This is a genomic window from Streptomyces sp. NPDC094034, from assembly GCF_040303865.1.
Classification (GTDB): domain Bacteria; phylum Actinomycetota; class Actinomycetes; order Streptomycetales; family Streptomycetaceae; genus Streptomyces.
This window is the reverse complement of record NZ_JBEOUD010000015.1, coordinates 53,294-67,033: the sequence shown is the minus strand read 5'-3', so window position 1 is coordinate 67,033 and position 13,740 is coordinate 53,294. Positions and strand designations below refer to the sequence as shown.

Here is a 13,740-nt window from a genome sequence, read left to right as displayed (position 1 = left end):
CGTCCGAAAGGGGATTGACGCCGTGAACGCAGCAACGATGAGGCCGAGGGGCCGTCCCGCCCCCTCACCGCGCGGCCGGCCGGGCAGGTGGGACCAGTACCGCCGGGCCGGTCGCTGGCTCGCCCTGGCCGCCGCGGCCCTGGTGCTGGGCACGGCCGCGGCCGGTGGCTGGTTCTACTCCGCGCTGAGCGGAAACATCCATGGCGCGGGCGTGGACGACGCCCTCGGCGACAACCGCCCGCAAGCCACCCAGGGGGGCGAGAACGTCCTGATCATCGGCTCCGACAGCCGTGCGGGGCTGGGCGGGGCCTTTGGCGAGAACCTGACCACCATGCAGTCGGACACCCTGATGCTGCTGCATATCGGCGGCAGCGGCGAATGGGCCACCGTGGTGTCGTTCCCCCGTGACTCGTGGGTACGGATCCCTTCGTGCCGCCAGGGCAACGGCGCTGTCTCCACCCCCCACCATTTCAAGATCAACGAAGCGTTCGCGATCGGCGGCTCCACCGGTGACACCGCCAAGGCCGCCGCCTGCGCGATCAAGACCGTCGAGCAGAACACCCGTGTCCGTGTCGACCACTTCATGATCGTGGACTTCCGTGGGTTCACCGGCATGGTGGACGCCCTCGGCGGCGTCGAGGTCTGCCCCCCGCTGCCCATCCACGACAAGAAGGCCCACCTCGACCTCCGCGCGGGGTGCCAGACGCTGAAGAACGAGCAGGCACTCGGTTACGTACGCGCCCGCTACAGCCTCGGTGACGGCACGGACATCGGCAGGATCGGCCGCCAGCAGGAGTTCATGCGCGCCCTCGCCGCCAAGGCCAGGGCCCAGCTGTACCAGCCGCGGGCGCTCTACGGATTCCTGGACGCGGCCACCGAGTCACTGACCACCGACCCCGAACTGGCCGGTCTCGAACCCCTCTACAAGCTCGCCTCCGGCATCAAACGCATGCCCGCCGAACGGATCACGTTCCTCACCGTCCCGAACTATCCCCGGGCCAGGGACGTCCCCGGCGACACGGCCAACGTCCTCTGGAACCCGCCCGCCGCCCAGCAACTGTTCAACGCACTGCTGAACGACCGGGAGATGACCAGATCCCGCCTGGTGAAGGCGGCGGAGCAACTGCCCCCGGCGGCCGGCACCGTTCAGGTCGCCGTCCTCAACGGCACCGACGTCCCCGGCAAGGCCCGCGAAACCGCCGAACGGCTGCGCGCGCTCGGCTTCCGGATCACGGCGACCGGCAATGCCCCCGCCGCGGCCGGGCGGAGCACGCTCACCTACCCCGAGGGCCTGGCGGACCAGGCCCGGTCCCTGGCCACGCGACTCCCCGGCCTCGACCCCGCCCCCTCCGAGGGGACCAGGCCCGGCACGCTGACCCTCACCATCGGCCCCGATCTGCCCGATGTCACGGGGTGACCCGCGACTCCGTCGCACGGACCGTCAGCCGGGCCGCGCCAGGGCGAGCAGCGCGTCGTACGCGCTCTGGACGAATGCCTGGTCGGCCGCCGGGCTCGTATTCGTCAGCGCGACGAGGGCGGTGCGGTGGCGCGGGCTGAACCCGGCGAAGGCGCTGAAGCCACGGGTGCCGCCGCAATGGTGGTAGACATCGCCGTCCGGCCGGACCCGGATGTTCCAGATCAGCGCCAGCCGTTTGCCGCCGTCGCGCAGGGCGAGCCGGGGGCGGACCACATCCACCAGCGCCGTACGCAAGGTGGCCGGCACCGCCGCCGATGGCGGGCAACCGGACGGGGCGTTTGGAGTGTTGTCCAGCATGGCGTCGAGAAGGCCCAGCAGATCGCGCGCGCTGGACCGGATCGCGCCGGCCCCCGCGAGCCCGGGGATCAGCCAGGGCGGCCGAGCGCGACCGTGCCAGTAGCCGGTGGCCTGCGGAAGGTCCGGTCCGCAGCTGGTACGGATCAGCCCGAGCGGATTGAGCACCCGGGCCGTGAGGAGATCCCCGTACCCCTGGTGGCCACCCGTCGCGGCGCGGGTGAGGAGGTGACCGAGCAGCCCCACACCGAAGTTGGAGTACCGCAGGCGCTCGCCGGGGCGGGCGTGCGGACGAGTCCTCGCCAGGGCGCGCAGCAGATCGGTGGTGGAGAAATGGGCGTACGGATTGGAGAACCAGTCCGCCGCCGCGCCCCCGAGGAGCCCCGGAGGCAGCCGGGGCAGCCCCGAGGTGTGGGTGGCCAGATGGAGCGGGGTGATGGGTCCGCCGCGCGGCCGGGGGAGGGAGTCCGGCGGCAGGAACCGGGCCAGGGGATCGCCGTACGCCATCTCGCCCCGGGCCACCAGCTCGGCGAGCAGCAGCGCCGTGAAGCACTTCGTGAGTGAACCGATCTCGAACCGGGTGTCGGCCGTGACCGGGATCCCGCCGTGGTGCGAGGTGCTGCCGTACGTCACGAGGGCCCGCCGGTCGCCGCGGCGCAGCGCGACCGCGACCGCGCCGGCTCGCGGCGCCGCCGCCCTGATGGCGTCGGCGGGACGGCGTGCCCAGTCGGGCGGGCGCGGACCGTCGTCGGCGTTCGCCACGTACATCCCGGCCCCGTCCGCCCGTGTCGTCCCCGCGGTCCCGTCCGCCGCCGGCCCCGCCGGCCCCGCCGTTCCGGTCGCTTCCTCGGCCCCGGCGGCGCCCAGCGTCATGAGCGGGCGCCGAGGGAACGGGAGACGGCGAGGGTACCGGCGACCGCCGCGACCACGGTGGTGTGGTGGTGGGCGGCGAAGCGTTCCCCGGGATCGTCGCAGACCGGCCGGCCGTCCCGGGGCATGAGCCCGTCCTCGTGCTGCGTCTCGACCAGCCGCTCCCACTCCGCCGGATCGCGGCGGGGCTCGGGGAGACAGTTGCTGACGATCAGCAGCTCGGCCACCAGATCCCATTCCCCGATCTCGGTCCAGATGTCGATCCAGACGGGCAGCCAGCGGCCGAGGTACTGGGCGACGTCCCCCGGCAGCCCCGAGGGCAGCCGCCCCCAGTCGGTGAGATGGAAGACGGTGTGCGTCATGTAGTAGGCGGTCATCCAGTCGATGAGCCAGGGCTCCGGGCACGCGCCCAGCCAGGTGGCGCGGGACAGCGCGGCCCAGTCGGTGGCGAGGCCGCCCTGGTCGAATCCGCCGATCCGCGCCGCGTTGGCGACGGCGAGACGGCGGTTGGGCAGCACCTCCGACGCCCGCGCCGAGCGCAGCGAGGTGGTGTGCGCCAGCAGCCGGTCCAGTGCTTCATGGCGGTAGTCGCAGCGGGTGAAGTGGGCGTATGTCTCCAGCGGGTCGGTCATCATCGGATAGCGCAGCAACCGCTCGTGGAGCATGGCGCCGCCCCCGAGTTGCTTCCAGCTGAAGTCCAGCAGCTCGCGGGCGAGCCGTAGTTCGGTGGAGCCGGCCACGCCCTCGCGCAGCACGAGCGAGGCGGCGAGCGCGGTCTCGCCCAGCGGTTTGTACACGCTGTCGGGCTCGGCGAGTTCGGCGGTGGTGTCGGGCGGCAGGGCGCCGTGCTCCCGGTGGGTATGGAGCCAGGTCAGCGCCTGGGCGGCGATCCGGTGGGCGGCTTCTGTGACGGGCATGGCCATCGGGTCTCGGTCCGATCGGGTACTAGTGCGGGATCCGGGTGGCTGGTGCGAAGAATCAGAGGGAGGCGAGGGGAAGGCCGGAGCGGATCGCGGGCCCAAGCCCAAGCCCAAGGCCAAGGCCCGGCGGGGGGCGGGGGCCGGGGGACGGGGGCCCGGTCAAAGGGCGATCAGACGGCGGGAGATCGCCGTGTCCAGCGCCGGCCGGTCCCCGCCGACGAGGAGTCCGACGTGCTCCACCAGTGGCGCCGCGTCGAGCGGCAGTCTCGCTCCGTCCGAGCGCAGCCAGGCCAGCCAGCGCGCGATCCGCGCGGCGGTGGGGTAGTCACGGCGCAGTACGGCACGGGTCGCCCCGCGCGCCAGCGCCAGCGGCGATCTGCGGGCGGCGTCATGCAGCGGACCGTCAAGACCCGGCAGCGCCAGCGTGGACAGCTGCCCCATCATGACGGCCCATGCGGCCCACTCCGCCGTGTCGTCGGCCGGCGCGGCGTCCGCCGGGCACGCCGGCCGCGGAGCCGTCAGCCGCCTGCCGTCACTGCCCGTGAGTACGGTGAGCAGGGTGACGGTGCCCCAGTCGCGCCAGGCCATCAGCCACGGGCCCTCGGGTCCGTCGGGCGGCGGGGGCGGCGCCTCCCGCGGGGGCGGCAGCGCCGAGAACGCCAGGGCGATGGCAGCCGCGTCCTCCGGGTGCAGCGGGGCGCCCGCCAGTACGACGGGCGCGAAGGTATCGGCGCCGAGGATGCGGATCGCGGCCAGCGCGGCTCCGGGCTCCCGAGCGCTCTCGACATGGGCGGCGACCACGGATGTGCCCTCGGCGCCCCGCAGGGCACCGAGGGCACGTCGTGCCAGGCCGGCCGCTGATTCCTGGTAGGCGGTCCGCGACCGGTCCTGGTTCACAGGCCCTTCGGCTCCTTCGGCTCCTTCGGGGAAAGAAGAAGCAGCAGAAGCAGCGCGCCCGCCGCTTCCGGAGCGTAGACGGGAGCGTCGCTGAAGGGTGCCTCGGGTTCTGCCATCGCCATGGTCAACGCGTGGTGGTCCAGAGTGATTTCTCTCGGCCGGACGGTCTGAGAAAGCATCGATGGGCTCCTCATGTAGATGCCTAATGCCCTGAATGGGCAACGCACCGCCCACGCTAAGTTACATATGACAAACAGGCCAATTGGGATGACGCATGGTCATACCGACACTCGTCATGCCCTCATGCGACCTGTCTCCTGGTCACGTTCACGTCTGTCATGTCCGTGTCTACACATGGAAGGGGACGGTGGTCACCACGATCTTCGGGAGGGACCGGAGCGCGCGCCGCAGCCGTCCGGCCAGCGGGCTGTGGAGCGGACGGTGCCACCAGTGCCGTTCCACGATCTCCGGCAGGATCACCGTGATGGTCAGATCGGGGCGCTGACGGTGCAGGGATGTGAGATAGCTGATGAGCGGCGCCACCGTAGCCCGATAGGGGGAGATGACGATCCGCAGCGGAAGATGGTCCCCCCACAGCGACCAGGCCTCCCGGAACCGCTCCGCGTCCTCGTCGTTCGGGCTGACATGCAGGACCAGTACGGGCTGCTGGAGGGAGGCGGCGTAGGCCAGCGCGCGCATGCTCGCCTGCTGTAGTGAGTCGATCGGCACGACCGAGAGATGGCGGATCTCCTGCGGTGAGTCCTCGGCCTCCGAGTCCTCCGCGCCGGCCGACGGAGCCCCGGGGCCGGTCGGGGGTTCCGGGCACGGCTGCGGTGTGATCGTGCCGCTGGGGATCTCGATCGTCTGGGGATGCAGCCGCAGCGCCTGCCCGACCTTGTCGTAATGGCGCCGGATCCGGGTCGTCACCAGGAGGAACAGGGCGACGGTGAGAATCGCGAGCCATGCTCCTTCGGTGAACTTGGTGATTCCGGCGGTGATGAAGACCACCGCGGAGAGCAGCGCGCCGGTGGCGTTGAAACAGAGGCTCTTGCGCCAGTGCCGGTCGCGCTTTCGCCACCAGTGCATCACCATCCCGCTCTGCGACAGGGTGAAGGCGAGGAACACCCCGACGGCGTACAGCGGAATCAGCGAGGCGGTCTTCCCGTCGAACGCGACATAGACGCACACCGCCGTCACGGAGAGCACGATGATCCCGTTGCTGAAGGCCAGCCGGTCGCCAAGACGCAGAAAGATCCGTGGTGCGTGGTTGTCGCGCGCCAGCAGGTACAGCACCCGGGGGAAGTCGTTGTACGCCGTGTTCGCCGCGAGCAGCAGCACCAGCGCGGTCGCCGCCTGGGTGAAGAGATACATGGCGCCAGAACCGAAGCTGCGATGGGCCAGTTGGGACAGCACCGTCTCCCGCGACTGCGGTACCACACCCTCCAGATAGACCATCGCCATCGTGCCGGCGAACAGCGCGATGAGCAGCCCGATCATCCAGGACAGGGTGGTGCGCGCGTTGCGCCAGGCGACCGGCTTGAAGGCGGGCACGGCGTTCGAGATCGCCTCGATACCGGTCATCGCCGTCGAACCCGAGGCGAAGGAGCGCATCACCAACAGCAGACCGACACCCTCGACCGCGTGCAGCGGCGGGGTCGGCACGGGTTCGAAGTCCCGGCCCGCCGCGTCGTACACACCGACGGCCACCAGCGCGGTGACGGCGATGACGAAGGCGTAGGTGGGCGCGGCGAACAGAGCGCCGGCCTGCCGGACCCCCCGTAGATTCCCCGCCAGCAGTACGGCGATGACCAGCACGCCGATCAGCACGGCGTCATCGGCCAGCCCGGGGACCGCGGAGGTGACCGCGGAAATCCCCGAGGAGACCGAGACGGCGACCGTCAGGATGTAGTCCGTCATCAGCCCGGCCGCCGCCACCAGCCCCGGCACCCGCCCCAGATTGTCGGTGGCGACAATGTACGAGCCGCCCCCGTGCGGATACGCCCGGATCGTCTGACGGTACGAAAGCCCGACGGCGAGCATCAGAAAGACGATCGCGCCGGCCACCGGCAAGGAATACGCGAGCCCCGCGGTACCCGCGAGCACCAGGACCGCCAGCAGCGCCTCGGGACCGTACGCCACCGACGACAGCGCGTCGGCGGAGAGCACCGGCAGCGCGATCAGCTTGCGCATCCGCTCGCTCGCGATGGCCGTGCTCTTCAGCGGCGCCCCCAGAAGCACGCGCCGTACGAAGGCGCCGAAGCCGCCGAGCGGTGCGCCCATCTCGCCGTCCACCGCCTTGGGTGGCGGCGCGTTGAGCTCGGGCACCTCCACGAAGCGGCCGAAGCGGGCCGGGACGATCTGCGCCGGCTCCGGGTAGCTGCCGGTATCGGGGTCCACGGGCAGTGCGCGCCGCCATGCGTCGGGGGTGGCGGACACCCGCTCCCACTCCTGCCCGATCAGCCGCAGCGTGGAGGACTGCTCGGCGTCGAGTTTCGGCACGGAGAGCGGCGCCGGGGCGGTGTCGGCCTGGGCCTGGTCCTGCGGCTGGTCCTGGGTCCTGCCCTGACCGCCTCGGCGCTCGTCTCCCTGGGGTCCCTGGGTTTCCGTCACATCCGCGAGTCTCTTCGGCGGACCGGGTCACCGGCCCCACCCGCGCCGGACGACACACGGCCGGGCGCGGCGACAACCCGTTCGGACGTACGGCCCGCGGCGGCCAGACGGGCGCCGGGCCCGCCGGACGGACCGGGGCATCCCACCAGCCGCCCGGTGGGGATGCCCCGGCCCCGGCAGTCCCGCACCATGGCTGTCTCCCGTCAGCGAGTGCGGGACCGGTACGAGGGGGCCGGACCGGCACGGGGGCGCGGACCGGCACGAGGGGGCGGACCGGCCAGCCGGCTACGGCTCCGGCGCGGTCCACAGGGCCGAGGGCGCCGCACGCCGGATCACCGGCGCGACCTCCTCGGCGAACCGCTGGAGTTGCTCCCGCTGCTCGGGCAGACTCAGTCCGAATCCGTCGACGGTGATGGACTGGAGATCGTGTCCGTAGACCTCGTGGTAGCCGAGTATCTTGTCGATGATCCGCTGCGGACTGCCGATGAGCTGCGGGCCGCTCTCGATCGCCTCCTCGATGGTGGTGAAGGGGGTGTTGTAGCCGGCCTTGCCCACCAGATGCGGTTTGAAGGTCTGCTGGACACGCTTCTCGTACTGCTCCTTGAAGTCCCTGACCGCCCGCTCCGTGGTGTCCGCGATATAGAGCCCGCCTGAGCCCGCCGCCACATGGGCCCGCGCCGGATCGTGTCCGTATTCCTCGAACTTCTCGCGGTAGTGGCCGATCAGCCGCGCGTACGCCTCACGCGGCTGGATGGCGTTGGCGGTGAAGAGCGGGTCGCCGTGCTTGGCTGCCAGCTCGGGGGAGTTGAGGCTGGTGGCCGAGCCGTGCCACACCCGGGGCGGACCGGCGTACGGGCGTGGCACGGTCGTGACGTTCTTGAGCGGCGGCCGGAACAGGCCCTCCCAGTCGAGGTGTTCCTCGCGCCAGAGCCTGCGCAGCAGCTCGTACTTCTCGGCCTGGTACTCCCACTGCCGTTCCTCGTCCAGCCCGAAGAGATCGAAGTGCCCGGCCTCCGCGCCCTTGCCGATAACGAGCTCGATCCGGCCCCGGGAGAGCTGGTCCAGCGTCGCGTAGTCCTCTGCCACCCGCACCGGATCCAGGATGGCCACGACCGTGACCCCGGTCAGCAGCCGGATACGGGAGGTACGGGACGCGAGCGCGCCCAGGATCACCGTGGGACTGGAGGAGAGGAACGGGCCCGCGTGCCGCTCCCCGACGGCATAGGCGTCGAAGCCGAGCCGCTCGGCCTCCACCCCCAGCTCGACGACTTCGTTCAGCCGGTCTGCCGCGGGCGGGAGTTGTCCGGTGAGGGGGTGTGGTGCGTGTCCGACGATGGTGAGAACGGAGAATCTCATGACTGCCTTCCGCTGCGTCCGAGGTCCGGGCCGGGCGAGGGCCGGCGGTGTGTACGCGGTGTGCGTGGGGAGAGTGGGCCCGATCCGGCTACTGACCCGTCTTCGGCAGCCCCTCGGGGTTCAGCTCGGAGGAGGCCACGGCCTCGTTCGCCAGTCCCCACCGCTCCAGGACCTGGCGGTACGTACCGTTCTTGATGACGGTGTCGATCGCCTGCCGGAACGGCTCGATCAGACCGTTGTCCTTCTTGGTGGTGGCCGCGATCTTGCCCTGGACCGCGTCCCCCGCCCCCGAGAACGTGCCGATGATCTCGGTCTGGCCGGTGGAGGCGGAGTGGTACGCGGCGACCGGGTTGGGGCCGAGATACGCGTCGAGGCGGCCGGAGGCGAGCGCCAGATAGTAGTCGCTCGAATTCTGGTAGATCTTGATCTCGGTGGGCTTGAGGCCCTTCTCCACATTCGCCTTGCCCCAGTCGACCAGCAGCTTCTCCTGGTTGGTGCCCGAGGCGACCCCGATCGTCCGGCCCGCCACGTCCGCCGGGCCCTTCACCCGCCAGTCGGTGCCCTTCTTGGCCTCGAACGCGATGTTGTCCAGCCGGTAGGTCGCGAAGTCGTACTTCTCCTTGCGCTCCTCGGTGACGGTGATGTTGCTGAGGCCGAGGTCGTACTTGCCGCTGTCGAGACCGACGAAGATATTCGCCCAGTCGACGGTGTTGTAATGCGGCTTCAGTCCGAGGACGTCCGCGACCAGCGAGGCGAGATCCGGCTCCACTCCGATCACGGTCTTGTCGTCGGTGGCGTAGAAATCGAGCGGAGGCACCGAACCGGCCGAGTTGACGACCTCAAGGGTGCCCCGTTCACGGATCTCCGCGGGGACGAGCGCCGCGATGGAGTCCACCCTGGGCGTGGTGATCCGCTTCTGATCGGGGCTCAGATTGATCTGGAACCCCTTCTTGTCACCGGCCTCGGGCGCCACTCTGTCGGTGCTGCCGTCGGCGGAGTTGCCGCAGGCGGTGACCGAGAGGACGGTGACGAGGCCGAGCAGGGCGGAGGTGATACGGAGGGGACGACGACGGGGCGGCACGGAGGGCTCCTCGACAGGGTGGCGGAAACACACGGAAGGACGAGTGACGGAAGGACGGAAGGACGGAAGGACCGAAAAAAGGGGACGAGCGGACAGGTGGATGACGGGATGGCCGAAGATCAGAGGACCTTGGACAGAAATGCCCTGGTGCGCGCGTGCAGCGGGCGGTCGAGCACCTCCGCCGGCGGGCCCTGCTCGACGATCACCCCGTCGTCCATGAAGACGACCGTGTCGGCGACCTCGCGGGCGAAGCCGATCTCATGGGTGACGACGATCATGGTGGTGCCGGTACGGGCCAGATCCTTGATGACATCGAGGACCTCACCCACCAGCTCGGGGTCGAGCGCGGAGGTCGGCTCGTCGAAGAGCAGCACCTTGGGCTCCAGCGCGAGGGCGCGGGCGATGGCCACGCGCTGCTGCTGACCGCCCGAGAGCTGACGCGGATAGGCGTCGGCCTTGTCCGCGAGACCCACCCGCTCCAGCAGCCGTCCGGCCTGCTCGACGGCGGTCTTGCGGGGGCGGCGCAGCGCCGAGATCGGGGCCTCGACGATGTTCTCGACCACCGTGAGATGTGGGAACAGATTGAAGTTCTGGAAGACGAAACCGATGTGCAGACGCTGCTTCAGCACCTCCCGTTCCTTGAGTTCGTGCAGCTTGGAGCCCACACGGCGGTACCCGATCAACTCGCCGTCGATGCTGACGTATCCCCGGTTGAGCTTTTCGAGATGGTTGATGCTGCGCAGCAGCGTCGACTTCCCGGAGCCCGAGGGGCCGAGCACGACGGTGACCTCGCCGGTGCGGACCTGGAGGTCGACCCCGCGCAGTACTTCGAGCGCGCCGAAGTTCTTGTGGACACCGCGCACATCGACCATCAGACCGCCGTCGGCGTACCTGCCCCCGGCCTCGCCGGTGACGGATTCGGAGTCGGTGCTCATTTCTCGATACCTCCCGTGGCGGCGGCGGTCCGCATTCTGCGGGTGAAGGTCCTGGCCCGCTGGAGCGGCGTGGGCGGCGGCGTACGCTCCGCGCCGCGCGCGAAGTGCCGCTCCACGTAGTACTGGGCGATCGTCAGCAGGGTGGTCAGCAGGATGTACCAGACGGTCGCCACCATCAGCAGCGGTACGACCCGCCCATTGCGGCCATAGATGACCTGCACCTGGTAGAACAGCTCCCCGATCGCCATCACCGAGACGATCGACGTCCCCTTGAAGAGGGAGATGACCTCGTTGGCGGCGTTGGGCAGGATGCCGCGCATCGCCTGGGGCAGCAGGACACGGCGCAGCTGCCGCGACCGGGGGATGCCCAGGGCCGCCGCCGCCTCCAACTGCCCGGCGTCGACCGAGATGATCCCGCCGCGCACGATCTCCGCGGCGTACGCGGCCTGGTGCAGCGCGAGCCCGATCACCGCGGCCGACAGCGCGCTGACCAGATTCATCGTGTCGAAGCTCCACAGGACGGGCCCGAACGGGATCCCGATCCCCAACTCCTCGTAGAGATAGGCGAGGTTGAACCAGAACAGCAGCTGCACGATCAGGGGGATCGAACGGAAGGCCCAGATGTACGTCCATGCCACCGTCTGGAGGATGACGCTTCGGCTCAGCCGCATGAAGGCGAGGACGACGCCGAGCGCGAAGCCGAGCGCCGTGCCGTACACGGTGAGCTGGAGGGTGACCCAGACGGCCTTGAGTACGGTGTCGGCGGACAGATAGCGGAAGAAGGTGTCCCAGTCCCAGCCCGGGTTGGTGACCAGACCGTGGCTGAACTGGGCGACCACCACGAGCGCGGCGACGCCCGCCACCCAGCGCCAGTAGTGGCGCGCGGGCACGACCTTCAGTGTGGCGGGATCCTCCTGGTCCGGGACCGATCTTCGCGGTGGTACGAGGCGGCCGGGAGGTGGCGCGGTGTGCGCGGCGCCGGTTGCGGTGTCCATCAGCGGCTCCTGCCGGCTACTTCTTCTCGGGCGGACTGATCCGGGACTCCTCGATCGCGGAATCCCCCGTTCCCCACTTGTCGAGGATCCGGCGGTAGGTGCCGTCGTCGATCAGCTGGTTGACGGCTCCCTGGAACGCCTTGAGCAGCGGGGAGCCCTTGGTGAACGCGAAGCCGACATCGAGCCGGTGGAATTCGCCGAGGAACCTGACCCCGGCCGCGGGCTGGGACGCCTGGTGGCGCAGACCGTTGATCGTCGACATGACCACCTCGACCCGGCGCTGCTGGAGGCTGGTGAGCAGCGCCCCGTTCTCGGAGTACACACTGACCCGGTACGGCTCCTTGCCCGCGTCGGCGCAGACGCCCTTCCGGGAGTTGAGCGTGGCCTCGAAGGTGGTGCCCGCCCCCACCCCGACGGACTTGCCGCACAGCTGGTCGAGCCGGGTCACCTTGTCGAGGCTCTTGTCGTCCGCGCGGACGGCGAACCCCTGACCGTCATTGATATAGGTGACGAAGTCGATTGTTCTGCGGCGTACGTCGGTGACCCCGAAGTTGCCGGTGCCGACGTCGTACTTGCCGCTGCCGAGCGCGGGCAGGATCGCCTCGAAGCTCGCCTCCTCGCGGCGCAGCTCCACCCCCAGGACCTTGCCGACCGCGTCGGCGATGTCGATGTCCAGTCCGGCGGGACGGCTGGACGACGCGTCGGGGTAGTAGGCGCTGGGCGGCGCTCCCACGGAGGAGGCGATCCGTACGGTCCCCCGCTTCCTGATGTCTTCGGGGAGAAGGGCCGCCAGCGACGCGTTCTTCTTGAGAGCGGCGGTGACATCGTCGGACGGCGCGGGTGAGGCGGCGCCGGCCGCCTCCTCCCCGGCGGCGGCGTCCGTTCCACAGCCCGCGAGCACCGGCAACAGCAGGGCGGCCACCAGCGTCGCGGCGATGCGGTGACGTACGGGCCGCGTACGTCCCGGGATCGGGATACGCATGGGGTCACACCTCTCTTTCGTGGGAATACGGAGAATCCGGGGAACCCGCGGGACGGTCGGCGAGGCGCTTCTCGAAGGGGAGCGGACCGATGGTTTCCGGATCCGCCCCGGTGTCGAACAGCGGTGTGTAACCGGTCGTCAGATACAGCTCCCTGGCCTCCGGCTGGCGCGGCCCGGTGGTGAGAAGGACGCGGCGGTAGCCCCGGGCGGCGGCGATACGTTCCAGCTCCGCGACGACGCGTCTGGCCAGCCCGCGCCGCCGGTGCGCGGAGTGGGTCCAGATCCGCTTCAGCTCGGCAGTGGTGTGGTCGTAGCGGCGGAACGCACCGCCGGAGACCGGTTCGCCGTGCTCCAGCAACAGCAGCAGGACCCCGTGCGGTGGGTCGAACTCCTCGGCGGGATAGCGGGCCAGCTCGCCGTGCGCGTCCTTGCCGTAGCGGGTGGAGTACTCGTGCCCCAGCTCACGCAGCATCGGCAGCACCCGTGGATCGGAGACGGAGGTCGACAGCCAGGTCAGACCGCCGGGTTCGGCGACGGACGTCATCAGTCGGTGACCAGCGTCTCCGGGCCGCGGGCCGCCCGCGCGGCGTCGCGCTTGGCGACCTCTTCGCGGACCGGCTTGAGTGTGAACTCCATGTCAAACGAAGCGCCCGAGCGGGGATTTGTCTTCGACCCGTTGTGGGTGGCGGCTATGCCGAGGAACTCCACAGGCATGACGGACCTTTCGTGCGGGAGATGGGTGTGCGTCGGCGGGAAGGCATGCCGAGGGAGACCCGGGACAGCCCCGTGGAACCGGCGGACACGGGACCACCTGCTGGTACGGGGCAGCCGGGCGCGACGGTGCGGCCGGGCGCGACGGTGGGAAGGCGTGATGACGGGTGAGGAAGGGGTGCTTCACGGCGGAAGCGGCAGCGAACGCCCGGTGAGATAAGGGAAGTCGGCCCGCGACGGGATCACCGAAGGGACGGGGTCACCGAGGGAGGGAGGGGCCGGTCAGGCGGCCCGCTGCCGGGTCAGGCGCAACAAGAGGCGGACCACACACGACCGAAGTCTATGTGGCCGCGTATGACCAACGGCAGCTGCTTCTGCATAAGGCCAATTGAGCACGGGACGTTCGGTGAAGTCAACAGGCTCTCGCTCTGTGGGCAGCGCCGACGCCCCGGCGGCCTTGACAGTCGTCCGGCGAAGGCCCGTACGATCGAGAGGTGTGCGGTACCGGCTGCTGTGAGAACACCGGTCCGCGCCGGCCGTGTTGAGGGACGCGGTACGCGTGATGACATCTGCCGCCCGGTCCACGCCGCCGACCGTCTCTCCCGCCGGAGC

13 protein-coding genes are annotated in these 13,740 nt (G+C 70.2%); 1 reads left to right on the top strand and 12 read right to left on the bottom strand.

Annotated features, from left to right (window positions below):
- The first annotated feature begins 22 nt into the window (after nt 1–22).
- Nucleotides 23–1,417, top strand: a complete 1,395-nt coding sequence (locus ABTZ59_RS16135; RefSeq protein WP_351396854.1) for an LCP family protein — start codon at nt 23–25, stop codon at nt 1,415–1,417.
- A gap of 24 nt (nt 1,418–1,441) precedes the next feature.
- Here ABTZ59_RS16135 and ABTZ59_RS16130 read toward each other — a convergent pair whose 3' ends face one another.
- From ABTZ59_RS16130 to ABTZ59_RS16075, 12 genes are all read right to left on the bottom strand, one after another.
- A complete protein-coding gene (locus ABTZ59_RS16130; RefSeq protein ID WP_351396851.1) occupies nt 1,442–2,644 on the bottom strand; it encodes a serine hydrolase domain-containing protein in 1,203 nt (400 codons plus the stop codon).
- Nucleotides 2,641–3,564, bottom strand: a complete 924-nt coding sequence (locus tag ABTZ59_RS16125) for a DUF6895 family protein (RefSeq protein ID WP_351396848.1) — start codon at nt 3,562–3,564, stop codon at nt 2,641–2,643. The genes ABTZ59_RS16130 and ABTZ59_RS16125 overlap by 4 nt, the downstream gene beginning before the upstream one ends.
- A 156-nt stretch (nt 3,565–3,720) precedes the next feature.
- Entirely contained in the window at nt 3,721–4,458 is a 738-nt protein-coding gene (locus tag ABTZ59_RS16120) for a hypothetical protein (RefSeq protein WP_351396846.1), read from the bottom strand.
- A complete protein-coding gene (locus ABTZ59_RS16115) occupies nt 4,455–4,637 on the bottom strand; it encodes a hypothetical protein (RefSeq protein ID WP_249950535.1) in 183 nt (60 codons plus the stop codon). Before ABTZ59_RS16115 ends, ABTZ59_RS16120 begins: the two co-directional genes overlap by 4 nt.
- A gap of 169 nt (nt 4,638–4,806) precedes the next feature.
- Nucleotides 4,807–6,648, bottom strand: coding sequence for an APC family permease (locus ABTZ59_RS16110; RefSeq protein ID WP_351397091.1), 1,842 nt, complete (start codon nt 6,646–6,648; stop codon nt 4,807–4,809).
- Between the two features lie 705 nt (nt 6,649–7,353).
- The gene (locus tag ABTZ59_RS16105) at nt 7,354–8,424 is read right to left on the bottom strand and encodes an LLM class flavin-dependent oxidoreductase (protein WP_351396843.1); all 1,071 of its coding nucleotides are present in this window, start codon (nt 8,422–8,424) and stop codon (nt 7,354–7,356) included.
- An 88-nt stretch (nt 8,425–8,512) separates the two neighbouring features.
- Nucleotides 8,513–9,505 (bottom strand): ABC transporter substrate-binding protein, encoded by a 993-nt coding sequence (locus tag ABTZ59_RS16100; protein ID WP_351396840.1) that lies wholly within the window; start codon nt 9,503–9,505, stop codon nt 8,513–8,515.
- Between the two features lie 119 nt (nt 9,506–9,624).
- Nucleotides 9,625–10,377: an amino acid ABC transporter ATP-binding protein gene (locus ABTZ59_RS16095; RefSeq protein ID WP_351397088.1), complete on the bottom strand. Its 753-nt coding sequence runs from the start codon at nt 10,375–10,377 to the stop codon at nt 9,625–9,627.
- 59 nt (nt 10,378–10,436) lie between these two features.
- Entirely contained in the window at nt 10,437–11,435 is a 999-nt protein-coding gene (locus ABTZ59_RS16090; protein ID WP_351396837.1) for an amino acid ABC transporter permease, read from the bottom strand.
- 16 nt (nt 11,436–11,451) lie between these two features.
- Complete coding sequence (locus ABTZ59_RS16085) at nt 11,452–12,417, bottom strand: ABC transporter substrate-binding protein (protein ID WP_351396834.1); 966 nt, start codon at nt 12,415–12,417, stop codon at nt 11,452–11,454.
- Between the two features lie 4 nt (nt 12,418–12,421).
- Entirely contained in the window at nt 12,422–12,961 is a 540-nt protein-coding gene (locus ABTZ59_RS16080) for a GNAT family N-acetyltransferase (protein WP_351396831.1), read from the bottom strand.
- Nucleotides 12,961–13,131: a hypothetical protein gene (locus ABTZ59_RS16075; RefSeq protein ID WP_351397118.1), complete on the bottom strand. Its 171-nt coding sequence runs from the start codon at nt 13,129–13,131 to the stop codon at nt 12,961–12,963. The genes ABTZ59_RS16080 and ABTZ59_RS16075 overlap by 1 nt, the downstream gene beginning before the upstream one ends.
- Nucleotides 13,132–13,740: the final 609 nt, after the last annotated feature.